The organism is Polaromonas sp. (genome assembly GCF_043778355.1).
In the GTDB taxonomy this organism is placed as follows: domain Bacteria; phylum Pseudomonadota; class Gammaproteobacteria; order Burkholderiales; family Burkholderiaceae_C; genus Polaromonas.
In genome coordinates this window covers 36,649-57,181 of record NZ_JAYWHI010000066.1, presented here as the reverse complement: position 1 = coordinate 57,181, position 20,533 = coordinate 36,649, and the positions used below count along the sequence as shown (strand labels likewise).

Genomic DNA, 20,533 nt, shown 5'->3' with positions numbered 1-20,533 from the left:
AGCTTGCCTTTGCCGTGCTGCGCGTCAATGCGCTTTTGACCACCGCCGAGCCGGGCTGCAGCGCGCTTTTTTTCAAGTTGTTCAAGAATTTCCTGCATGGTGTGCTTTCTCTGTCTTTTAATTCACTACGTTTTTGATAGCTACTCAGGTCCGTTTGACATGGGCTGAGAGCAGATTTCGTGCTGCAGTGGAGGCCGGGATGCGGCCCCCGGCCACATCGACCAGCATCGCTGGCAACAAGGCGCTGACGGCCGGGTCCTGGCGAAAGGCCTGTTTGAGCGCCGCGTCAATACGCTCCCACATCCAGGACAGCGACTGCTGCTGGCGCCGAGCGGCCAGCCGACCATTGGCCGTCTGGACCGTCCTGAACTGCGTCACCGCCGTCCAGAAGGCATCGACGCCTGTGTTGTGCAGCGCGCTGAGCTGGATCACCTGCGGGTGCCAGAAAGTGTCATAGGCCGCCGCCTGCGCCTGGCCCATCGCGTTGTTGACCAGGCCGAACAAACGCATGGCCGAGGTGATCTGGGCCTGGGCGCGCATCGCGGCATCTGCGTCGATGTCAGCCTTGTTGATGATGACCAGGTCGGCCAGTTCCATCACACCCTTTTTGATGGCCTGCAGGTCATCGCCGGCATTGGGTAGTTGCATCAGCACAAACATGTCGGTCATGTTGGCCACTGCGGTCTCAGACTGACCGACTCCGACGGTTTCAACAATCACGATGTCATAACCTGCCGCTTCGCAGACCAGCATGGCCTCACGGGTTTTTTCGGCGACGCCGCCCAGGGTGCCGCTCGAGGGACTGGGCCGGATGTAGGCTTTTTCATGCACCGACAACTGCTCCATGCGGGTTTTGTCACCGAGGATGGAGCCGCCCGACACGGTGGATGAGGGGTCGATGGTCAGCACCGCCACACGATGCCCCAGCTTGATCAAATACAGGCCCAGTACTTCAATAAAGGTCGATTTACCAACGCCCGGCACACCACTGATGCCAAGGCGAAAGGCTTTGCCGGTGTGGGGGAGCAAGGTGGTCAACAACTCGTCGCCCTGGGCGCGGTGGTCGGTGCGCGTCGATTCGAGCAAGGTGATGGCTTTGGCGATGGCGCGGCGCTGCGCAGCGGCATCGCCGTGCAGAACCGACTCGACCAGATCGCCGGGAATCACTTCAACGCAGCCTTGATCTGCTCCAGCACATCCTTGGCGGAAGCCGGAATCGGTGTGCCCGGACCGTAGATGCCCTTCACGCCAGCCTCGTACAGCATCTCGTAGTCCTGGCGCGGTATCACGCCGCCGACAAACACAATGATGTCGTCGGCGCCCTGCTTCTTGAGCTCGGCGATGATGGCCGGCACCAGGGTCTTGTGGCCGGCAGCAAGCGTCGAGACACCAACGGCATGCACGTCGTTTTCAATGGCCTGGCGCGCGCACTCTTCGGGCGTCTGGAACAGCGGCCCCATGTCCACGTCAAAGCCCAAATCGGCAAAGGCCGTGGCCACCACCTTGGCGCCACGGTCATGGCCATCCTGACCGAGCTTGGAAATCATCACGCGCGGGCGCCGGCCCTGCGCCTCGGCGAAGGCGTTGATCTCGGTCTTGAGGTTTTCCCAGCCTTCGGCCGAGTCATAAGCGGCTGCATACACACCGGTCACCTTTTGCGTGTCGGCGCGGTGGCGCCCGTAAACTTTTTCAAGTGCATCACTGACCTCACCCACCGTGGCGCGCAGGCGCACGGCCTGGATGCTGAGGTCCAGCAGGTTGCCGTCGTTATTTTCCGCAGCGGCGGTCAGCGCGTCCAGCGCAGCCTGTACGGCGGCCGTGTCGCGGTTGGAACGGATCGCCTTCAGACGCGTGATCTGCCCGTCGCGCACCGCGACATTGTCGATATCGCGGGTTTCGATGGCATCTTCCGTCTTGAGCTTGTACTTGTTGACGCCGACGATGACATCCTTGCCGCTGTCGATACGTGCCTGCTTTTCAGCGGCCGCCGCCTCGATCTTGAGCTTGGCCCAGCCACTGTCCACCGCTTTGGTCATGCCGCCCATGGCATCGACCTCTTCAATGATGGCCCAGGCCGCATCGGCCATGTCCTGCGTGAGTTTTTCCATCATGTAGCTGCCGGCCCAGGGGTCAATCACATGGGGGATATGGGTTTCCTCCTGGATGATGAGCTGGGTGTTGCGGGCAATGCGCGAGGAGAACTCGGTGGGCAGCGCAATCGCCTCGTCAAAACTGTTGGTGTGCAGGCTTTGTGTGCCGCCGAACACCGCAGCCATGGCCTCGATGGTGGTGCGCACCACATTGTTGTAGGGGTCCTGCTCGGTCAGGCTCCAGCCCGAAGTCTGGCAATGTGTGCGCAGCATCAGGCTCTTCGGGCTTTTGGCGTTGAACTCTTTCATGATGCGGCACCAGAGCAGGCGCGCCGCGCGCATCTTGGCGACTTCAAGATAGAAGTTCATGCCGATGGCCCAGAAGAAGCTCAGGCGGCCGGCAAAACCGTCGACGTCCAGTCCTTTGGCAATCGCGGTCTTCACATACTCCTTGCCGTCGGCCAGGGTGAAGGCCAATTCGAGTGCCTGGTTCGCACCGGCTTCCTGCATGTGGTAACCGGAGATGGAAATCGAGTTGAACTTCGGCATGTGTTTGGCCGTGTACTCGATGATGTCGCCGATGATACGAATGCTGGGCGCCGGCGGAAAGATGTAGGTGTTACGCACCATGAACTCTTTGAGGATGTCGTTCTGGATGGTGCCGCTGAGCTGGTCTTGCGCCACGCCCTGCTCTTCCGCCGCCACCACATATCCGGCCAGCACCGGCAGGACCGCGCCGTTCATGGTCATGGACACCGACACCTTGTCCAGCGGGATCTGGTCGAACAGGATCTTCATGTCCTCAACGCTGTCAATCGCCACGCCGGCCTTGCCGACGTCGCCTGTCACGCGCGGATGGTCGCTGTCGTAACCGCGGTGTGTCGCCAGATCGAAGGCGACGGAGACGCCCTGCCCGCCGGCGGCCAAGGCTTTGCGGTAGAAAGCATTGGACTCTTCCGCTGTTGAAAAACCGGCGTACTGGCGGATGGTCCACGGGCGCACCGCATACATGGTGGCTTGCGGGCCGCGGATGAAGGGCTCGAAGCCCGGCAGGGTGTCGGTGTAAGGCAGGTCCTTGACATCGTCGGACGTGTACAAGGGCTTGACGGTGATGCCGTCCGGGGTGTGCCAGTCAAGCGCGCCGAGGTCGCCTCCCGGTGCGGACTTCGCTGCGGCCTTGACCCAGGCCTCCATGCTGGCGGGGGCAAATACAGGGGAAGACGGTGGTTTTTGATGGTTCATGGCGCGTGCGGATGCCGTTGCCGGACAGGTTCTGTAAGTGCGCCCAGTTTACATTATTTATAATTATTGATGCAAAATTTAGTTTCAGATAAGATCACGGCCAAGCTTATTGACCTCTCGAACCCACCATGGCCGCTGTTTCACTGACTCCACGTGCCCTCTATGAAGAGGTGGCGGAGCTGCTTCGCCAGCGCATTTTCAGCCGTGAACTTGCGCCCGGCAGCTGGATTGACGAGCTCAAACTGGCCGAGGAGTACGGCATCAGCCGCACACCGTTGCGCGAAGCGCTCAAGGTGCTGGCCACCGAGGGCCTGGTCACCATGAAGGTCCGACGCGGCGCCTATGTGACCGAAGTGTCAGAGCGCGACCTCGCCGATGTGTACCACCTGCTCGCCCTGCTGGAGAGCGACGCAGCCGGGGTGGTGGCGACTCAGGCCACTGAGGCCCAGCTCAAGGAGTTGCAGGGCCTGCACCGCGAGCTTGAAAAAGCCGTGGCCAACCGTGAACGCTTTTTTGAGATCAACGAAGCCTTCCACATGCGCCTGCTGGAGATCGCCGACAACCGCTGGCGCGACCAGATGGTGGCCGATTTGCGCAAGGTGATGAAGCTGAACCGCCACAACTCGCTGCTCAAGAGCGGTCGCCTGGAAGAATCCTTGGCCGAACATCGCGCCATTGTGGAAGCCCTGACCGCCCGCAATGCCGACGCCAGCGCGCACCGCATGCGGGAACACTTCAGGAACGGGTTGGAAGCGGCGGCTTGACCAGCCCCTTCGAAGGCCGCGTGACCAGAAACACACCCGGAAGAATCAGCAGCGCCCCCACCGCATGGTGCCAGCCTGGTGGCTCGCCCAGCAGGCCCCAGGCGGCAGCGGCCGCGTAAAGCGGTCCCAGGTAAAGGGCCACGGCGACCCGGCTGGCGCCGAGGATTTTTTGCGCCCAGCTGTAAATCCAGTAGGCACCTATGCCGGGAATCAGGCCGGCGACGACCACCAGCCACAACGCCTGTGCGCCGAGGACGTCGGCGCCGGGCCGCGCCGCCTCCCACAGCGCCGGCGGCAGCAGCACCAGGGTGCCGCCAAGACAGATCACGGCCAGGCGCGCAGTCGCGCTCAATGGGCTGGGCCAGCGTTTTTGCAGCAGGGCATACGCCGCCCAGGACACGGTGGCGGCCACAATCCAGGCATCACCCGCGACAAATTGCACCTCGCCCAAAGCCGTCCATTGCCCCCTGACCACCACATGCACCACCCCGGCCAGCGCCAGCAAGACGCCCGCCTTTTGCCGCGCACCAAACGCCTCGCCCAGCCACCACATGGCCCCCAGGCTGATCAGCACGGGTGAAGCCGAATAGATCAGCGCAATATTCATGGCACCGGTGGAGCGCGCACCCTCGTACACCCAGGCGCCGCAGATCAACATACCCAGCGTGCCCAGCACCAGGTGCTGCCGCCAGGTCCGGACAATCGCCCCCCGGTGCTGCCACAGCTCGGCGCGCGTGATGACCACCAGGATCAGCGCCGCCAGCCCCCATCTGCCCAATGCCAGCATGTAAGGGCCGATGACGCCAGGCGCCTTGCGCGCCACGATGTAGTTGACGGCCCACAGCGCGGGCACCAGCCACAGCAGCAAAAGGGCTTTGCGCGTTTCGCGCTGCGCCGCGTCAGGCATGCGCCGTCACGTCCGACTGAAATGTCGGTTCGCCGCCCTGGCTGGCGGCCACGGATGCATGCGCCAGCGCCATCACCTCGCGCGGGTGCAGCGTTTTAAGCCTGTGGTCGCTCCAGACCTGGCGCCAGCGTCGGGACCCCGGCAAACCGTGGCGCAACCCAAGCATGTGGCGCGCAATAGCCGACCAGGGCGTGCCGTGTTCTGCCGCCTGGGCGGCCATGTACTCCACCATCAACGCCTCGACGGATTCACGGGTCTGCACGCTTGCGGCAGCGCCGAAGAAGGCCTCATCCCAGGAGGCCAGCCACCAGGGGTTGTGGTAGGCCTCTCGCCCGACCATCACGCCGTCGAGTTCGCGCAATTGCGCCGCCACCTGCTCGCCGGTGGTGATGCCGCCGTTGATGGCGATGGTGAGTTCGGGAAACTCCTGCTTGAGCCGATGCACCAGCGCATAACGCAGCGGCGGCACTTCGCGGTTTTCTTTCGGACTCAGGCCCTTGAGCCAGGCGTTGCGTGCATGCACGATGAAGGTGTTGCAGCCGGCCGCGCTGACTGTGCCGACAAAGTCGCGCACGAAGTCATAACTTTCGCCCTTGTCGATGCCGATGCGGTGTTTGACCGTGACCGGCACCTCCACCACATCCACCATGGCTTTGACGCAGTCGGCCACCAGTTGCGGCTCGGCCATCAGGCAGGCGCCAAAAGCGCCACGCTGAACCCGTTCGCTGGGGCAGCCGCAGTTGAGGTTGATCTCGTCATAGCCCCACTGTTCCCCGAGTTTTGCGCAATGCGCGAGGTCCGCTGGCTCGCTGCCGCCCAGTTGCAGCGCCACCGGGTACTCTTCGGCATTGAAGCGCAGGTGCCGCGCCACATCGCCGTGCACCAGCGCACCGGTGGTCACCATCTCGGTGTACAGCAAGGCATGGCGCGACAGCAGCCGGTGGAAATACCGGCAATGCCGGTCGGTCCAATCCATCATGGGTGCAACCGAAAGTCGCCAAGGATTCAAATTCGATAACATATTTAAAATCAATAAGTTACGTCATTTTCGCAGATTTTAAGTCTGTCCAATTTCCTAGAAAAACCGATCTTGGGCCGTATCGGTGCAACATTCGGTGTAACAAAATCTCCCGTGTTACACCGGTAAGTCCAGCTTAAGGCTGGATTAGATTTCCACGGAACTCTGCGGCGCGCGCAATTCAACGAGAAGCAGTGGTACACCAATTAGCAGCTCTGCTCATCCAGACTTGGAAGCTGCAGGACCTCATCAATACAACAGGAGGAGCAGAAAGTGACCCTCATTGTCGCAAGACAAGTCGACGGCGATGTTTATATCGTCGGAGACACAAAATTCTCAGATGCTGCAAACTCCGAAAAGGAACAATACATCGGGGGCCTTAAGATCGTTTTGCTTACGCCGGGCCTATGCGTAGGCTTTGCTGGCGATGTACTTGCCGCCCGAGAGGCTATACAAGGAATCTACGATCAAGATATCAACCTCTTCGACAAGAATCTAGTTCTCGAGTATTTCCTAGAACATCATAGGAAATCTCATCCGGGGTCCGCAGATGAGACGACATTTATCGTGGCTGTAATCTGTGAAATTGACGAACAGCCTGGGAAGCATGTGACTGAGATCTTCCGAGTCGCTAACTCGAAAGTTAGCTGGGAAGATCAAACGTCGCATATAGGCGAAAGTGATGCGTTCAATCTCTTCCAAAAAGTGTCACACACCGGCATAACCAAATCGGAAGTTCCTGTATTTGAATTTTCCAAAACAGGTAGTAAGCCGCGTCCAAATTTTGATGCCTCACTAACGAATACCCTGCGTGCGATGCAAGCAGTGATCGACGACCCCGCGACCTTGAGGGTGGATGGCTATCGCACTGTCGTAATCTCCGAAGACGGCCAATTTAAATACATTGAGTACATTCAAATTAAAGGTCAGGTTATTCCTTTAGGAGCTCAACCGGGGGCTCCCATAAGTTTCGGCGGGGCACCCGAGGGCTCCGACATAAAGCATGTTGGAATGCTGACTGCAGTGGGGATTGGCATACTTCCCGTGTATTCAATCACTGGACGTTTCGGTTTGATTTACCGTCCGGAAATTAGCTTTGAACCGATGCGCTGCAAGAACTGTTCACCAGATGAATTCCGCTTACAGATCGAACTTCAACTTTCAATAGCTCATGAGAGAGCTTTGGCATATCAAAGCCGCTACTAGTCCCATAAAATTAGGCTGGCGTCATTAGAGCCCTACCGGTGTAACACCAGTGCAACATGGCTCAAGGGCCCACACCGTAAACCCTTGATAACTCTAGACATTCTCACCAAGATCAAACCCATCCATCATGGGCGCCACGCTGAGGCGATGCGACGGGAAAGAGGGCAATGGCGGGATTGGCGCGAACGAGGGACCGGGATTCATCGGTAAAGGAGGCTGGAAAGGCATTGGGAGCCCCTAGTTTCTCACGTGGACCGGGCCGGCGGGCCAGAGGAAGAGATTTGCCACACCTGGTAACAGAAGGTAGCCACCGGTCGGGCCGGAAGACAGAGGTTGGATAATGGGTTTCCGAAGCCGGGCTTTTCCGGCTTTCCGCCTGCTTTTCCCTTCCAAGCCATGACCATGACAGCACCGTCACTGCACCACTCGCCCGCGACTCGTTCCAGCTTGCTTCAAACGGCCCTGCCCCTGGTGATCAGCCTGGCACTGGCCGCCTGCACCTCGGTGCCACTGCCGCCTTGGCCAGCGCCTGGCGCGGCCAAAGTATCTCCGGTGCCAGGCCCGGTGCCTGTACCGGCAACCGTTGCCCCGCCGGTCGTGACCATTCAGCCGGTCCCGGTGCGGCCGGCTGTGGTGGTGGCCCCGGTAGCGCAAGCCCCCTACAGCGCCGCCGTGGCCGCGCGGTTTCCCGCACCCGCCCTGATCTACAGCACACCCGGCCTGCAGGAAGGCCGCAGCAGCTTCACGTCGAACGCAGAAATCCAGACCTGGCTGCGTGACCAGGCAAGTGCTGCTGCAGCGACCCCCGGCATGAAAGCCGCCTTGCTGACCATCGGCCAGTCGCAGCGCGGCGAAGCGCTGGAAGCGCTGGTGCTGACACGCGCTGCCGGCACCGACGCGGCTGCGCTGGCGGCCTCTGGCCGCCCCACCGTCTTGCTGATTGGCCAGCAACACGGCGACGAACCTGCCGGCAGCGAAGCCCTGCTGGTGGTCGCGCGCGAACTCACACAAGGCCTGCTGCGGCCCGTGCTTGACCGTGTCAATGTCATCATCGTTCCGCGCGCCAACCCGGACGGCTCGGCAGACAACAGACGCGTGACGACCGGCGGACTTGACATGAACCGCGACCACCTGCTGCTCAACACGCCAGAAGCGCGCGCGCTGGCCAAACTCACGCGCGACTACCACCCGACTGTGGTTGTGGATGCCCATGAGTACACCGTCGTGGGGCGTTTTCTGCAGAAGTTCGACGCCGTGCAGAAGTACGACGCGCTGCTGCAATACGCGACCACCGCCAACATTCCGGAGTTTTTGACCAAGGCCTCTGAAGAGTGGTATCGCCGTCCCTTGATAGCCGCCCTCAAGGCGCAGGGCCTGAGCAGCGAGTGGTACTACACCACATCGACCGACCTGCTTGATAAAAAAATCTCCATGGGCGGCACCCAACCCGATACCGGCCGCAACGTCAACGGTCTGAAAAATACCGTGAGCCTGCTGATCGAAACCCGCGGCGTCGGCATCGGCCGGCTGCATATCCAGCGCCGCGTGTTCACCCATGTCACCGCGATCAGCAGCGTGCTGGCCAGCACGGCCCAGCGCGCCAGCGAACTCGGCCAGCTCCAGCCTTACATCGAGAAGGAGATCGCCAGTCAGGCCTGCAAGGACGAGGCCGTGGTGGAAGCCGGCCCGACCCTGACCCAGCAGGAGTTGCTGATGCTGGATCCGGTCACCGGTGCGGACAAGGCGCTGCGGGTCGAGTGGAACTCGGCCCTCACGCTGCGCAAGCTCAAGACACGCGTACGTCCCTGTGGCTACTGGCTCTCGGCCTCTTCAAAAACAGCGGTCGAGCGCCTGCGGCTGCATGGCGTGCAGGTGCTGCGCGTCACCGAGCCCGGCTCCATGCTGGGCGACCTGTACCGCGAAACCGCGCGTGCGGCCGGGGTCCGTCAGGATGTGCGCGGCGCCATCGCCGACGCCGGGCAAATCGTCAAGACCGAGGTGGCGCTGGTGCGTGGCGTGATCGACGCGCCCACCGGCAGCTACTACGTGCCTTTGAGCCAGCCGCTGGCCAACCTGGTGATCGCTGCGCTGGAGCCGGATACGCAAAGCAGCTTCTTCGCCAACCAGCTCATCGAGACTCTGGCCGGCAGTGCGCGCGTGATGTCCGAGCCGGCGCTGAAAACCGAAGAGTTGCCCTGAGCCTTCACGCCTGTGACGGGCGCCACGAAAAATCCTGGCGTCCTACAAAAAACGGTTAACGCGACTGACAGCCAGCTCGCGGGATGCAGGCGCCAATAGGTGCATGAAGACATTCGAACTTACCTCCAAGATGCTCACCATGGGTGGCGTGTTTTATCCCACCGGTTATGCCGTCATGCTGTTTCCGGACGCGGCTCAGGCCCAGCAGGCGGCTCAGGCGCTGGACGCGGCGGGTTTTGCAAACGACGCGGTCATGGCGCTCTCGCCGGCGACCATCCTGCACGAGATTGGCAAGGTGGAGGGTGACGCGGGTGGCTTGCCATCGGTCGGCACCGAAGGCCACACCGTCGACAAATACATTGCCCTGGCGCGTAAAGGTCATCACGGCGTGATGGTTCATGCCCCTTCCGATGACGACACCCAACGCGTGCTGGCAGCAGTCAGTGACATTCCATTCACCTACGGCCAGAAGTACCACATGCTGGCAATGGAAGACCTGGAACAGTAAGCGCCCGGAGCGGGCAACATGCAGACTCCGGATGCTCCCAAATTCATAGCATGTTACGCAGACAGCACATGGGCTGAGGGCGATATTTCTTAGAAATCTCCGCCGCCGCCATGCGCCAGGCTTTCGAACTTGGTGATGCGGTTGATGAACGCCAGCTTGACCGTACCGGTGGGGCCATTACGCTGCTTGCTGATGATGACCTCGGCCACGCCGGGCTCCTTGCAGGCGTCCTTGGTGTAGTACTCGTCGCGGTAGATGAACATGATGATGTCGGCGTCCTGCTCGATGGCGCCGGACTCGCGCAGGTCGCTCATCATGGGCCGTTTGTCGGTGCGTGACTCAACGCCGCGGCTCAACTGTGACAGCGCAATCACCGGGCACTGCAACTCCTTGGCCAGCATCTTCAGACCACGTGAAATTTCGCCGACGGCCGTCGCGCGGTTTTCCTCGCTCATGCTGGACGACACACTCATCAGTTGTAAATAATCAACCACGATCAGGCCGAGCTTGCCGCACTGCCGCGCCAGCCGCCTGGCGTTGGCGCGTAATTCGCTGACGGTCAGGCCGGGGGTTTCGTCGATGTGCAGCGAGATATTGCGCAGCTTCTCGATGGCTTCGGTCAGGCGCGGCCACTCCTCGTCGGTCAGCGCACCGGTGCGCAAATGGGTCTGGTCAATGCGGCCTATCGAGCCGACGATACGCACCGCCAGTTGCGACGCACCCATTTCCATGGAGAACACCGCCACTGGCAGGCCCTCGTTAAGCGCCACGTGTTCGGCGATGTTGATGGCCAGCGCGGTTTTGCCCATGGACGGCCGCGCCGCCAGGATCACCAAATCACCGGCCTGAAACCCCGAGGTCATTTTGTCGAGATCGTAAAAGCCGGTCGGCACACCGGTCACGTCGTTCGGGTTTTCCGACATCTCGGTGACGCGGTCCAGCAAACTCACCACCAGCGTGTCCATGCTCTGGAAGCCCTGCTTCATGCGCGAGCCCTGCTCGCCGATCTTGAAAATCTTCTGCTCGGCCTCGTCGAGAATCATCGCCACCGCCTTGCCCTGCGGATTGAAGGCGTTGGTGGCGATCTCGTCGCTGGCGGCCACCAGTTTTCGCAGGATGGAGCGCTCGCGCACGATCTCGGCGTAACGGCGGATGTTGCTGGCACTCGGCACGTACTGCGCCAGCGAATTGAGATAGCCCAAGCCCCCCACTTCCTCGGCCTTGCCCTGGTTCTGCAGGTGCTCGTAGACCGTGATCACGTCAGCCGGCTTGGTGGCGTTGATCAGCGCGCCCACGGCGGCATAGATGAGTTTGTGTTCGTAGCGGTAGAAGTCTTCGTCCACCAGCAGGTCACCGACGCGGTCCCAGGCGCCGTTGTCGAGCAGCAGGCCACCCAACACGCTGGATTCACCCTCGATCGAATGCGGGGGGATGCGCAACTGCGCGATTTGCCGGTCGGCGCTGTAGCGGGGGTCGGGAGCTGTGGAAAGTACGGCAGACATGTGTTTCCTGAAGAGCCCTCCATGCTAGCGCCAAGCGGTGCTGGCGTCACGGGACAAAGCTGTTGATAAGTTCTTGATAACAGGGGCACAAGCCTGTACAGCTTGTGTACGGCGCGCCATGAAAAAAGCCGCCTGGAGGCGGCTTTTCGGAACCGGCTGACCGGCGCGAAGCGGTTTAAGCCGATTCGCCGTACACCGTCACGGTGATGTCCACAGCCACATCAGTGTGCAGCGCGACCGTCACAGGATGGTCACCGACAGTCTTGAGCGGGCCGTTGGGCATGCGGATCTGCGACTTGGCCACAGGGAAGCCCTGCTTGGTCAGCTCAGCCGAAATGTCATGGTTGGTAACGGAACCGAACAAACGACCGTCCACACCCGCCTTTTGCGTCAGCTTGACGGTGGTGCCGCCGAGTTTTTCGCCCTGGGCCTGCATCGCGGCCAGTTTTGCGGCGGCGGCTTTTTCGAGCTCGGCGCGTTTGACTTCGAATTCCTTGATCGCTGCAGCGGTGGCGCGGCGGGCGCGGCCGGACGGGATCAGGAAGTTGCGTGCGTAGCCGTCCTTGACCTTCACGACTTCACCCAGGTTGCCCAGGTTCACGACTTTGTCGAGCAGAATGATTTGCATGGTCGGCTCCTTACAGGCTGCGGTGCTGGTCGCTGTAAGGCAGCATCGCGAGGAAGCGAGCGCGCTTGACGGCGGTGTTGATCTGACGCTGGAAAATCGCGCGCGTGCCGGTCAGGCGAGCGGGGATGATTTTGCCGTTTTCGGCCACAAAATCGCGCAGGGTGTCGATGTCCTTGTAGTCGATTTCTTCCACGCCGGCAGCGGTGAAGCGGCAAAAGCGCTTGCGCTTGAACAGCAGGGATTGTGTGTTGCGCTTGGGGCGCTTGTCTTTGTTGAAACGTTTTGGTCCGGGCATGATGGACTCCTTAAAGGGGGTTCAGTACTTGATCAGAAACTGGTTGAAAAGCTTGAATGTGAAACACAACACTTTTGCTGCCTCGCGCATTGACCAGAAAGCCGGTGAACCTGAAAAGTTTGCTCAAGGTCAGCCGGCTTGTTTGTTCAGCCAGCGTGCCAAAAGCAACCGCTTTCATCGTGACCTTGACCTGCCGGGTGGAGCCTGCCTCTGTTATTTCGGACTCGTGATCGAGAACGAAATTGGCGGCGGGGATTCCAGCGGGCGTGTAGCGCAAGGGACTTGCCTCGGCGATACAGGCGGTCAATTCAAGGTGGTTCACTGCAGGATCATTCGCTCAGCAGTGCGTCGTACAGCATGGTGGCGTCTTACGACGCTGCATACTCCTGCTGCTGGGCCTTGCGGGCTTCTTCCCTCTCGACGTTGCGCATCATGAGGGACGGGCCGGTTTCGGCTTTTTTCTTGACCACGGTCAGGTGGCGCAGCACGGCATCGTTGAACTTGAACGCGTGTTCAATTTCTTCCATCACGGCCTGGCTGGCTTCGATGTTGATGCACAGGTAATGGGCTTTGGCGAGTTTCTGGATCAGGTACACCAGTTGGCGACGGCCCCAATCTTCGACCCGATGCACTTTCCCGCCGCCGGCGGTAATCATGGTTTTGTAGCGTTCCAGCATGGCTGGAACCTGCTCGCTTTGATCCGGGTGGATCAGCAAGACGATCTCATAGTGACGCATAAACTCTCCTTGTGGTTGGTAAAAGCTGCCCCAGCGTCGTTAAGGGTGCAGCAAGGCTGAGCCCATGATTATATACCAGCCACATATCGCCCCCACGGTTGCTCACTGCGTGTAGCGCCCTGCACCTTGCAGGCCGCCGCTCGCCAGAGGCTTCGCTTCTGTCGCCTGTTCAAAGCTGCTCAAGCAGCTTTGGAGCTGCAGGCTCCAGCCCCGAGGGGGTTCCGTTCGTCCTGAGCCTGTCGAAGGATGCGCCTGCGGGCCGGCAAAGCCGGACCCGCGGCCTCGGCTTGACTGGAGAGCCCTCGCTTACGTCCCCTGCGATCCAGCCGTTCTGAGCGCGCCGAAGGGCTCAAAGAGTCGCGTTTTCGCGGGTACGTCCTGCCAAATACACTCGCCCATGAAAAAAGCCCGGCAACTTGCGTTGCCGGGCTTTTGAACCTGAAGCTCAGTTCAGGTCATTGCGGAGGCCTGATCAGGCGGCGCGCAGCGTTGGGTAACGCACGTGCTCGACCAGTTCCTGGATCTTGCGGCTAGGCGCAGGGGTCACCAGGCTGACCAGGATGATCACGGCGAAGCCGATAGGCACACCGAAGAGACCGGCCGAAATCGGCTGGATGTCCCACCACAAACTGATTGGTGAGTTAATGCCAAAGACGCCGCGCAGCCAAACCTGGTTCATGACCATGTAGTAAGCCGTTGTCCCAAGACCGGCGACCATGCCCAGCGACGCTGCGATACCGGTCGCCCGCTTCCAGAAAATTCCCAGAACGAGCGCCGGGAAAAAGGAGGCCGCAGCAAACGAGAACGCCGCAGACACCAGGAACAGAATGTCGGCCGGTTTCTGGGCAGCCACATAAGCGGCAGCCAGCGCAACAACCAGCAGCAGGACCTTGGAGATGGTCACGCGGCGTGCGGTCGATGCGTTCGGGTCGATCATTTTGTAGTACAGGTCGTGGCTCAGCGCATTGGCAATCGTCAGCAGCAGGCCGTCAGCAGTCGACAGCGCCGCAGCCAGGCCACCCGCTGCAACCAGACCGGAGATCACATACGGCAGGCCACCAATCGCGGGACCCGCCAGCACAATGATGTCACCACCGATGCTCATCTCATTGAGCTGCAGGATGCCGTCCTTGTTGATGTCCACCACCGACAGCAGTGACGGGTCAACCTTGTTCCACGCGGATATCCATTCCGGTAGCGCATTGAACGGCGTGCCGATCAACACCGTGAATACCTCGTATTTCACCAGCACAGCCAGCGCAGGCGCCGTGAAGTACAGCAGGAAGATGAAGAACAGCGACCAGGTCACCGACGCCCGCGCTTCCTTCACGCTGGGCACCGTGTAATAACGCATCAGGATGTGCGGAAGCGCAGCGGTACCCACCATCAGGCAGAAAATCAGCGCCAGAAAGTTGCGACGCGACACGTCGTAGGCCTTCTGGGCAGCTGCATCGCCATTCGGGTCACCGGCAAACTGCTGTGCGTGCGGTGGCATGCCATTGAGCGGCCGGGACTTGACATCGGCAGCACCTTTGGCGGCTGTCCATGCTTTTTTCGCTGCTTCCGTATCTTTCGGCACGGCAGCCAGCGCTTTTTCAGCCGCCGTGATGTCCGCCAGTGCGCCGTTGGATGCTTTCAGGTCGGCCACGGTTTTCTCGGCGGCTGCCTTGTCGGCGGCCAGAGCCGCTGCGGGGTCTTTGAGCTTTTCAGCGAGGGCTGCAGAACGCTGCTTGTAGATGTCCCGCACCGCAATTTCTTTCGGGTCGGCAGTCAGCTCTTTTTCCTTGGCAGTCACCTTCTGCAACTGGAAGCCATAGATGGCTTGCGGAATCGGCACGCTGGTCTGTTTGACCGACAGCCACACCACGGGAATCAGGTAAGCCACGATCAGGATGATGTACTGGGCCACCTGTGTCCATGTCACTGCACGCATGCCGCCCAGGAAGGAGCAGACCAGAATGCCGCCGAGGCCCAGGAAAATACCGAGTTCGAAAGCCACACCCGTCAAGCGCGCAGTGATCAAGCCCACGCCATAGATCTGCGCGACCACGTAGACGAAGGAACACAAGATGGCAGCCACAATACCAATGAAGCGCGGCAGGTTGCCGCCGTAGCGCTCACCCAGAAAGTCGGGAATCGTGAACTGGCCGAACTTGCGCAGATAGGGCGCAAGAAACAGCGCGACCAGGCAATAACCGCCGGTCCAGCCCATGATGAAAGCCAGGCCGCTGTAACCGGTGAGGTAGAGCGTGCCGGCCATGCCGATGAAGGACGCAGCAGACATCCAGTCAGCACCCGTGGCCATGCCGTTGTAGACCGCCGGGACGCGACGTCCGGCCACGTAATACTCGGCCGCATCGCTGGTACGGCTCATGATGCCGATGCCGGCATACAGACCGATGGTGGCCAGCAGGAAGATCAGGCCAATCCACTGCCGGGACAAGCCCATCTGTTCGAGAACGGCCAGTACCACCACGAAGACAATAAAGCCCCCGGTGTACCACTTGTAAACCTTGTTCAAGCCGGACTTGAACGCAGCGTTGGAGGCAGCGTTATTTGCGCCGCCATCATTACCAAACATTCCAGCCATGATTACTCCTCGCTTTCTTGGACGCCGTGCTCAATATCGAGCTTGCCCATGTACCAGGCGTAGTAGCCGATGATGGCGACATAGATCACCAAAGCCCCCTGCGCTCCCATCCAGAAGCTGAAAGGCCAGCCAAAGAAATTAAAGCTCAATTCGCGTGCGTAATAACTCACGACGAACGTCACGACGAACCAGATCACCAGCAGGATTGCCGTGATGTTGAGGTTCTTGCGCCAGTAACGGCGATGGTTGTCAGTCAACTGCATAACACTTGCCTCCATCAACAACACCCTTTCGGGCACATCGCGATCACCACCATCCCTGGCGTGGCCTGCAAGCCGGATCGCGTCTTATAAGCCTGGGCTCAGACCCTGGCCTTCAATACCCGCTCAGAGGGATGGCGGTCAGGACGACTGAGCAACGCTCAGTCCCGTCTCGCGCTCCAGCTGGGCGGCCACTTTAGGCTCAAACCTTTTAAGGTGGCGAATAACCTTCACCGCCTCATCAGGGTCTTGCCTGTCGACATGAACCCGCGCCAGCTGATACCAGCCGAACGGGCTCATGGGTTGCAGTTCTGTATTTTTCTTGAGCGCCTGCACCGCTTCGTCAAAGCGGCGATCGCGAATCAGCAGCAACGCCAGGCCATACCAGGCGCGGTCCATTTTGGGTTCAATCTCGAGCGCGCGGCGAAAGGCCGGCTCGGCATCGGCGTGGCCACCGGCGTCTTCCAGCATGTAGGCCAGGTTGAACCAGGCCGCGGCGGTGTCCGGGAAGCGGGCTACCAGCTCGCGCAAGGCGGCTATGGCGCCCTGCTTCTCGCCCAGTTGGGCCAGCACATGCGCCCTGCTCGCCAGCGCGTAACGGTCGCCGGGGCGTGCCAGCAGCATTTGGGTGAATTTTTCCAGGGCGGCGGCCTGCCGGCCGAACACCAGCAGCACCAGGGCCTGCATCTTGAGATACCAGTAAGCCAGTGCATGGTTCATTTGCACAACTCCACGCCGATTTGCAGGCAGGTGCGGATTTTCATGACGGTCGCGGCCAGCCAGATGAACAGCAGCAACAAAAACGCCACGAGCGGGACGTGGCGGTCAATGACTTGTTTGGGGGTGATCACCCGGGCGGCGACCACAAAGGGTTTGCCTGCGATTTGCAGGATCTGATAGAACAGGTTCTGGTCTTTTTTGGCACCGGCCAGCAGGCCCAGCACCCATTGCCCGAACAGCGCGAGCAAGGCAATCTCGGCGATCAGTTTGATTGTGGAAACAGCAAAAAGCATAGGGCCTTTGGTAACAATGCGTTGATTGTTTCCGCGGTCCTTACCGCCTTCTTACAAATCCTGACCGAAATTCCCCGACCTAGCTGAAACCCTCCTAGGGGTTTCCCTTGGTTCAACCCCTGCAACACAGAGGCCGAAACCAAAGGCTTAACAACCTAGTTCGCCAGTTGCTTCCAGGTGGCAATCACCGTGTCAGGATTGAGCGACAGCGAACTGATGCCTTCGTCCTTGAGCCACTGCGCAAAATCCGGGTGGTCGCTCGGGCCCTGGCCGCAGATGCCGACATATTTACCCTGGCGCTTGCAGGCCTGGATGGCGCGGCTCAACATGGCCTTGACGGCCGGGTCGCGTTCGTCGAAGTCCTCGGCCAGAATGGCCAGCCCCGAGTCGCGGTCCAGGCCCAGCGTGAGCTGAGTCAAATCGTTGGAGCCGATCGAGAAGCCGTCGAAAAATTCGAGGAACTCATCGGCCAGGATGGCATTGCTCGGCACCTCGCACATCATGATCACGCGCAGGTCTTTCTCGCCACGTTTCAGGCCGTGCTGGCCCAGCAGGTCGGTGACTTTTTTGGCCTGCCCCAGCGTGCGGACAAAAGGCACCATGACCTCGACATTAACCAGGCCCATGTCGTCGCGAACGCGCCGCAGCGCCTCGCATTCCATCGCAAACGCCTCACCGAAGTCGGGGCTCAGGTAACGCGATGCACCGCGGAAACCGAGCATCGGGTTTTCTTCTTCAGGCTCGTAACGCGAACCGCCAATCAATTTGCGGTACTCGTTGGACTTGAAGTCCGACAAACGAACAATCACCGGTTTGGGCCAGAAAGCCGCTGCAATGGTCGCCACACCTTCGGCCACCTTGTCGACGTAAAAAGCGCGCGGCGAGGCGTGGCCACGGGCCACACTTTCGACCGCCTTTTTCAGGTCGGCATCGACATTCGGATAGTCGAGGATGGCCTTGGGATGCACACCGATGTTGTTGTTGATGACAAACTCCAGCCGCGCCAGGCCCACGCCGTGGTTGGGAATCTGACAGAAGTCAAAGGCCAGTTGCGGGTTGCCCACGTTCATGGTGATTTTCAGATCAATCGGCGGCATGTCGCCGCGCTGCACCTCGGTGACTTCGGTCTCCAGCAGGCCGTCATAGATGTTGCCGGTGTCGCCTTCAGCGCAGCTCACCGTGACCAACATGCCGGTCTTGAGGGTTTCGGTCGCGTCGCCGCAGCCGACCACGGCCGGAATGCCCAGTTCACGCGCGATGATGGCCGCGTGGCAGGTGCGCCCGCCGCGATTGGTGACGATGGCGCTGGCGCGTTTCATGACCGGCTCCCAGTTCGGGTCGGTCATGTCGGTCACCAGAATATCGCCGGGCTGGACCTGGTCCATGTCCTTGATGTCGTGCACGATGCGCACGGCGCCGGTTCCTATCTTCTGGCCGATGGCCCGCCCTTCTGCCAGCACGGTGCCGGTGCCCTTGAGCTTGTAGCGCATTTCGGCCTTGCCCTTGGACTGGCTTTTGACCGTTTCAGGGCGCGCCTGCAGGATGTAGAGCTGGCCGTCGGTGCCGTCCTTGCCCCACTCGATGTCCATGGGGCGGCCGTAGTGGTTTTCGATGATCACGGCGTAACGCGCGAGTTGCTCGACATCGGCGTCAGTCAGCGAGTAGCGGTTGCGCAGCTCGGCCGGCACGTCGGTGGTTTTAACGAGTTTGCCGCCGGCTTTTTTCTCTTCCGCGGTGGTGAACTCCATTTGCAACAGCTTGCTGCCGAGGTTGCGGCGGATCACGCAACGCTTGCCGGCCTTGAGCATGGGTTTGTGCACATAAAACTCGTCGGGGTTGACGGCGCCCTGCACCACGGTTTCGCCCAGGCCGTAGCTGGAGGTGATGAAGACCACGTCTTCAAAACCGCTTTCGGTGTCGATGGTGAACATCACACCAGCCGCCCCGAGGTCGCTGCGCACCATGCGCTGCACGCCGGCCGACAGCGCCACGTCAGCATGGGCAAAGCCCTGGTGCACGCGGTAGCTGATGGCGCGGTCGTTGTAGAGCGAGGCAAACACCTCCTTCATCTTGTGCAGCACGTCCTCGATGCCGACCACATTGAGAAAGGTCTCCTGCTGGCCGGCAAACGACGCGTCGGGCAAATCTTCGGCGGTGGCTGAGGAACGCACCGCAAAACTGGCTTGGGGATTGCCTGCACTCAGGTTTGCAAAATTTTCGCGCACCGCTTTGGCAAGATCAGCCGGAAACGGCTGGGCTTCGACCAGCGCACGTATCTTGCTGCCGGTCTCGGCCAGGGCGCGCACGTCGTCAGTGTTGAGCGCGTCCAGCAGCGCGTTGATTTTGGCGTCCAGGCCGTCATGGGCGAGGAACACACGGAAGGCGTGGGCGGTGGTGGCAAAACCGGTCGGCACCCGCACACCCTCGGGGCCGGTGGGCAGTTGCGAAATCATCTCGCCGAGGCTGGCGTTTTTACCGCCGACGGCCTCGACATCCGTCATCCTCAGGTTTTCAAACGGTACGACCAGGGCGGTCGGCTCAAAAAGGTTGGACATGAAAATACTCCGGGAGGTTTAAAAACCGGGGACAGGCACATGCACGGCGGGCAACCTTGTTGGTGTTGTAGGGGGTTGGGGCGGTGCATGGGCTGGCAATTCTGGATAATCGGTCGATTGTAGAACGCCACCTGCAGCTTGCGTGTAAGCGCTTTTCCCTTTAACGAGCCCCTCCCCATGTCCAACCGCACCGTGTTTTTCATCTCCGACGGCACCGGTATCACGGCCGAGACCTTTGGCAACGCCATCCTGGCCCAGTTCGAGTTCAAGCCGCGCCACGTGCGTCTGCCTTTCATCGACAGCGTGGACAAGGCGCACCAGGCGATCCGCCAGATCAACCACACGGCCGAAGTCGAGGGTCTCAAGCCTATTGTCTTCACCACGCTGGTCAACATGGAGATTCTGGAGGTGCTCAAGGCTGATTGCCACGGCATGCTGCTGGACATGTTCGGCATGTTTGTGGCGCCGCTGGAGACGGAACTGGGCCTGAAGTCCAACCACCGGGTCGGGCGCTTCTCCGATGCGTCCAAAAGCAAGGAGTACGACGACCGCATTGAGGCCATCAATTTCTCGCTGGCGCACGACGACGGCCAGAGCAACCGCGACCTGGCCGGATCCGACGTGATCCTGGTGGGGGTCAGCCGCAGCGGCAAGACGCCGACCTCGCTCTATCTGGCGATGCAGTACGGCCTGAAGGCGTCCAATTACCCCTTGATCCCGGAAGACTTCGAGCGCCGCCAGTTGCCGCCAGCACTGGTGCCGCACCGCAAGAAAATTTTTGGTCTGACGATTGCAGCCGAACGCCTGGCCCAGATCCGCAACGAACGCCGGCCCAACTCCAAATACGCCAGCCTGGAGAACTGCCGCGACGAAATCCATGAGGCCGAAGCCATGATGCGGCGCGAAGGCATACGCTGGCTGTCGACCACCACCAAGTCGATTGAAGAGATCGCCACCACCATCCTGCAGGAAATCCGGCCGGAGCGGCTGGAGTATTAGACGGCAGCCGACTGCTCTGT

The 20,533-nt window shown here is 60.6% G+C and carries 19 protein-coding genes; 5 read left to right on the top strand and 14 right to left on the bottom strand.

What is annotated here, in order from left to right; all coding sequences use genetic code 11:
- Window positions 1–144 precede the first annotated feature (144 nt).
- Together meaB and scpA are read right to left on the bottom strand one after the other, a co-directional pair.
- Window positions 145–1,167 carry a methylmalonyl Co-A mutase-associated GTPase MeaB gene (gene meaB / locus ACH2CW_RS10465; RefSeq protein WP_395057809.1) on the bottom strand — a complete coding sequence of 341 codons (1,023 nt, stop codon included), beginning with the start codon at window positions 1,165–1,167 and terminating at the stop codon, window positions 145–147.
- Window positions 1,164–3,332 (bottom strand): methylmalonyl-CoA mutase, encoded by a 2,169-nt coding sequence (gene scpA, locus ACH2CW_RS10460; RefSeq protein ID WP_395057807.1) that lies wholly within the window; start codon window positions 3,330–3,332, stop codon window positions 1,164–1,166. Before scpA ends, meaB begins: the two co-directional genes overlap by 4 nt.
- Before the next feature lie 128 nt (window positions 3,333–3,460).
- Here scpA and ACH2CW_RS10455 point away from each other — a divergent pair, with 128 nt between their 5' ends.
- Entirely contained in the window at window positions 3,461–4,096 is a 636-nt protein-coding gene (locus ACH2CW_RS10455; protein ID WP_395057805.1) for a GntR family transcriptional regulator, read from the top strand.
- On the opposite strand, the gene ACH2CW_RS10450 is transcribed toward ACH2CW_RS10455, so the two are convergent.
- Together ACH2CW_RS10450 and dusA are read right to left on the bottom strand one after the other, a co-directional pair.
- Window positions 4,068–5,003: a DMT family transporter gene (locus tag ACH2CW_RS10450; protein WP_395057803.1), complete on the bottom strand. Its 936-nt coding sequence runs from the start codon at window positions 5,001–5,003 to the stop codon at window positions 4,068–4,070. The genes ACH2CW_RS10455 and ACH2CW_RS10450 overlap by 29 nt on opposite strands.
- On the bottom strand, window positions 4,996–6,024 hold the full coding sequence (gene dusA, locus ACH2CW_RS10445) for a tRNA dihydrouridine(20/20a) synthase DusA (protein ID WP_395057801.1): 1,029 nt from the start codon (window positions 6,022–6,024) through the stop codon (window positions 4,996–4,998). The genes ACH2CW_RS10450 and dusA overlap by 8 nt, the downstream gene beginning before the upstream one ends.
- A 270-nt stretch (window positions 6,025–6,294) precedes the next feature.
- Here dusA and ACH2CW_RS10440 point away from each other — a divergent pair, with 270 nt between their 5' ends.
- From ACH2CW_RS10440 to ACH2CW_RS10430, 3 genes are all read left to right on the top strand, one after another.
- Entirely contained in the window at window positions 6,295–7,227 is a 933-nt protein-coding gene (locus tag ACH2CW_RS10440; RefSeq protein WP_395057799.1) for a hypothetical protein, read from the top strand.
- A gap of 402 nt (window positions 7,228–7,629) precedes the next feature.
- A complete protein-coding gene (locus tag ACH2CW_RS10435; protein WP_395057797.1) occupies window positions 7,630–9,426 on the top strand; it encodes a M14 family metallopeptidase in 1,797 nt (598 codons plus the stop codon).
- Between the two features lie 103 nt (window positions 9,427–9,529).
- Window positions 9,530–9,934 carry an RNA-binding protein gene (locus ACH2CW_RS10430; RefSeq protein ID WP_395057795.1) on the top strand — a complete coding sequence of 135 codons (405 nt, stop codon included), beginning with the start codon at window positions 9,530–9,532 and terminating at the stop codon, window positions 9,932–9,934.
- An 89-nt stretch (window positions 9,935–10,023) separates the two neighbouring features.
- Here the strand turns inward: ACH2CW_RS10430 and dnaB are convergent, their stop codons facing one another.
- From dnaB to ppsA, 10 genes are all read right to left on the bottom strand, one after another.
- Window positions 10,024–11,436 carry a replicative DNA helicase gene (dnaB, locus tag ACH2CW_RS10425; protein ID WP_395057793.1) on the bottom strand — a complete coding sequence of 471 codons (1,413 nt, stop codon included), beginning with the start codon at window positions 11,434–11,436 and terminating at the stop codon, window positions 10,024–10,026.
- 175 nt (window positions 11,437–11,611) lie between these two features.
- Complete coding sequence (rplI, locus tag ACH2CW_RS10420; protein WP_395057791.1) at window positions 11,612–12,064, bottom strand: 50S ribosomal protein L9; 453 nt, start codon at window positions 12,062–12,064, stop codon at window positions 11,612–11,614.
- 10 nt (window positions 12,065–12,074) lie between these two features.
- Window positions 12,075–12,359: a 30S ribosomal protein S18 gene (gene rpsR, locus ACH2CW_RS10415; RefSeq protein WP_077592883.1), complete on the bottom strand. Its 285-nt coding sequence runs from the start codon at window positions 12,357–12,359 to the stop codon at window positions 12,075–12,077.
- 10 nt (window positions 12,360–12,369) lie between these two features.
- Window positions 12,370–12,681 carry a primosomal replication protein N gene (priB, locus tag ACH2CW_RS10410; RefSeq protein WP_395057788.1) on the bottom strand — a complete coding sequence of 104 codons (312 nt, stop codon included), beginning with the start codon at window positions 12,679–12,681 and terminating at the stop codon, window positions 12,370–12,372.
- A gap of 46 nt (window positions 12,682–12,727) precedes the next feature.
- The gene (rpsF, locus tag ACH2CW_RS10405) at window positions 12,728–13,096 is read right to left on the bottom strand and encodes a 30S ribosomal protein S6 (RefSeq protein WP_395057786.1); all 369 of its coding nucleotides are present in this window, start codon (window positions 13,094–13,096) and stop codon (window positions 12,728–12,730) included.
- A 472-nt stretch (window positions 13,097–13,568) separates the two neighbouring features.
- Window positions 13,569–15,686: a sodium:solute symporter family protein gene (locus ACH2CW_RS10400; protein WP_395057784.1), complete on the bottom strand. Its 2,118-nt coding sequence runs from the start codon at window positions 15,684–15,686 to the stop codon at window positions 13,569–13,571.
- Window positions 15,687–15,688: 2 nt separating this feature from the next.
- Window positions 15,689–15,949 (bottom strand): DUF4212 domain-containing protein, encoded by a 261-nt coding sequence (locus ACH2CW_RS10395; RefSeq protein ID WP_395057782.1) that lies wholly within the window; start codon window positions 15,947–15,949, stop codon window positions 15,689–15,691.
- Between the two features lie 138 nt (window positions 15,950–16,087).
- Window positions 16,088–16,666 (bottom strand): tetratricopeptide repeat protein, encoded by a 579-nt coding sequence (locus ACH2CW_RS10390; protein ID WP_395057780.1) that lies wholly within the window; start codon window positions 16,664–16,666, stop codon window positions 16,088–16,090.
- The gene (locus tag ACH2CW_RS10385) at window positions 16,663–16,959 is read right to left on the bottom strand and encodes a hypothetical protein (protein WP_395057778.1); all 297 of its coding nucleotides are present in this window, start codon (window positions 16,957–16,959) and stop codon (window positions 16,663–16,665) included. Before ACH2CW_RS10385 ends, ACH2CW_RS10390 begins: the two co-directional genes overlap by 4 nt.
- A 155-nt stretch (window positions 16,960–17,114) precedes the next feature.
- Window positions 17,115–19,514, bottom strand: coding sequence for a phosphoenolpyruvate synthase (gene ppsA, locus ACH2CW_RS10380; protein ID WP_395057776.1), 2,400 nt, complete (start codon window positions 19,512–19,514; stop codon window positions 17,115–17,117).
- 177 nt (window positions 19,515–19,691) lie between these two features.
- On the opposite strand from ppsA, the gene ACH2CW_RS10375 reads away from it, so the two are divergent.
- Complete coding sequence (locus tag ACH2CW_RS10375; protein WP_395057774.1) at window positions 19,692–20,513, top strand: pyruvate, water dikinase regulatory protein; 822 nt, start codon at window positions 19,692–19,694, stop codon at window positions 20,511–20,513.
- Window positions 20,514–20,533 lie beyond the last annotated feature (20 nt).

Coding starts and splice junctions, on each gene's coding strand:
- scpA (WP_395057807.1), bottom strand. CDS start 3,332: ATGAACCATCAAAAACCACCGTCTTCCCCTGTATTTGCCCCCGCCAGC.
- ACH2CW_RS10455 (WP_395057805.1), top strand. CDS start 3,461: ATGGCCGCTGTTTCACTGACTCCACGTGCCCTCTATGAAGAGGTGGCG.
- ACH2CW_RS10450 (WP_395057803.1), bottom strand. CDS start 5,003: ATGCCTGACGCGGCGCAGCGCGAAACGCGCAAAGCCCTTTTGCTGCTG.
- dusA (WP_395057801.1), bottom strand. CDS start 6,024: ATGTTATCGAATTTGAATCCTTGGCGACTTTCGGTTGCACCCATGATG.
- ACH2CW_RS10435 (WP_395057797.1), top strand. CDS start 7,630: ATGACAGCACCGTCACTGCACCACTCGCCCGCGACTCGTTCCAGCTTG.
- ACH2CW_RS10430 (WP_395057795.1), top strand. CDS start 9,530: ATGAAGACATTCGAACTTACCTCCAAGATGCTCACCATGGGTGGCGTG.
- dnaB (WP_395057793.1), bottom strand. CDS start 11,436: ATGTCTGCCGTACTTTCCACAGCTCCCGACCCCCGCTACAGCGCCGAC.
- rplI (WP_395057791.1), bottom strand. CDS start 12,064: ATGCAAATCATTCTGCTCGACAAAGTCGTGAACCTGGGCAACCTGGGT.
- rpsR (WP_077592883.1), bottom strand. CDS start 12,359: ATGCCCGGACCAAAACGTTTCAACAAAGACAAGCGCCCCAAGCGCAAC.
- rpsF (WP_395057786.1), bottom strand. CDS start 13,096: ATGCGTCACTATGAGATCGTCTTGCTGATCCACCCGGATCAAAGCGAG.
- ACH2CW_RS10400 (WP_395057784.1), bottom strand. CDS start 15,686: ATGGCTGGAATGTTTGGTAATGATGGCGGCGCAAATAACGCTGCCTCC.
- ACH2CW_RS10395 (WP_395057782.1), bottom strand. CDS start 15,949: ATGCAGTTGACTGACAACCATCGCCGTTACTGGCGCAAGAACCTCAAC.
- ACH2CW_RS10390 (WP_395057780.1), bottom strand. CDS start 16,666: ATGAACCATGCACTGGCTTACTGGTATCTCAAGATGCAGGCCCTGGTG.
- ACH2CW_RS10385 (WP_395057778.1), bottom strand. CDS start 16,959: ATGCTTTTTGCTGTTTCCACAATCAAACTGATCGCCGAGATTGCCTTG.
- ppsA (WP_395057776.1), bottom strand. CDS start 19,514: ATGTCCAACCTTTTTGAGCCGACCGCCCTGGTCGTACCGTTTGAAAAC.
- ACH2CW_RS10375 (WP_395057774.1), top strand. CDS start 19,692: ATGTCCAACCGCACCGTGTTTTTCATCTCCGACGGCACCGGTATCACG.